The organism is Coleofasciculus sp., from assembly GCF_046565525.1.
Taxonomy (GTDB): domain Bacteria; phylum Cyanobacteriota; class Cyanobacteriia; order Cyanobacteriales; family Coleofasciculaceae; genus Coleofasciculus.
This window is the reverse complement of record NZ_JBKHUP010000256.1, coordinates 1-1,288: the sequence shown is the minus strand read 5'-3', so window position 1 is coordinate 1,288 and position 1,288 is coordinate 1. Positions and strand designations below refer to the sequence as shown.

The 1,288-nt window shown below is 33.9% G+C and carries 1 protein-coding gene; it reads right to left on the bottom strand.

Annotation, left to right across the window (positions count from 1 at the left end):
* Window positions 1-11: 11 nt before the first annotated feature.
* A complete protein-coding gene (locus ACLGGO_RS35575) occupies window positions 12-1,226 on the bottom strand; it encodes an ISL3 family transposase (RefSeq protein WP_446422852.1) in 1,215 nt (404 codons plus the stop codon).
* Between the last annotated feature and the right edge of the window lie 62 nt (window positions 1,227-1,288).

The window sequence follows — 1,288 nt, the reverse complement described above, 5'->3', positions numbered from 1 at the left end:
TTCGGTACTTATTATGCTAAACTATCAACTAAATGCCAAAACAATAAAGCTCTTTTTTCAAAGTTATAAAAATTGGTAAATCCAAAACCACAACGTTTTATTACCTTTAATCTATTGTTAATTCCTTCGACGATGCCCTGGGTCGTTTTTTGCTCAAAATAGCCCACTATTTCCCCAAACCAGTTTTTGATGGTCTGAACTGTTTTGGGAAAAATTTTTTCAGCTTTCATCAGCCAGTCTCCTAATTTTATCGTCCCTTCTCCTACATTTTTACACCTTTCAAATATCTCCGTAAATTCTTCCTTGAGGGCGTGCATTATAGCTAGTTGAGGCGAAGCTTCTTTTATTTGCTCTAATTTTTCTTTCTGTTTTTGTTTCAGAGCTTTTTCACTTCTTAGTAAAATATATTTCCCGCCCTTAAGACTAGAAAAAAGTTTCGCTCTTGGTTCTATTTCCAGCTCTAGAGCTGTTCTCTTCTGGTCAATACGTCCTTGATTTAGTTCTTGATGTAACAACTTCGTTACATGAAATCTATCCGCTGTTATTACCGCTTCTGGACAGAGTTTATGGAAGACACTTTTATACATTTTGTATAAATCCATGCTAACTTCTTCTATCTGTTCTAAAATTTCTGTTCCCCATGATTTCAACAATTCTTCAATCGCTTTTGATTTTCTCTCTGGAACTAAGCCGATTAATTTGCCTGTGTCTAAATCGACTAAAACTACTATAAATTTTCCCTGTCCTTTGACTAAACTAATTTCATCTATTCCTAATCTTTTTAAAGATTTAAGATTAATCGGTAATTTTTTTTGGCTAATTTGATTAATCATTGATTCGACCTCAGATTCTGTTAAATTATTCCTTTGAGCTACATTGAGCAGATTACTATTCACAACCTGTTCAGTAATCCATTGTGCATAGCGATCGGTATATTTTTTTCGTTTTCCCACAAAATTTAATTCCTCACTAAAGGGTTTTTGACAGTGAGTACACTTAAATTGTCGGCGGTTAACCTTTAAAAATATTTCGGTTTCTCCCCAAGGTAAATCCTTAATTAAATGCCAATGATTTTGATGAAGACGATGGCTAGGTTTCTTACAAGTGGGACAAGCTGGCGTTTTCGATTGGGATTCAACTTCTAACACTAAGGCTTTTTCAAGGTTTTTTTTAGATTTAACTATAACGCCTTGCAAACTAAGAAGTTGAGTAAGCTGTTTCTTCATTTTTCGACTGTGTTTATTCAGGTATTAACTAACATTTTAGCATAATAAGTCCTGAAGAACCA

What these genes read in the sequence shown, in the direction of transcription:
- ACLGGO_RS35575 (WP_446422852.1), bottom strand. Translation starts at nt 1,226, where the DNA reads ATGAAGAAACAGCTTACTCAACTTCTTAGTTTGCAAGGCGTTATAGTT.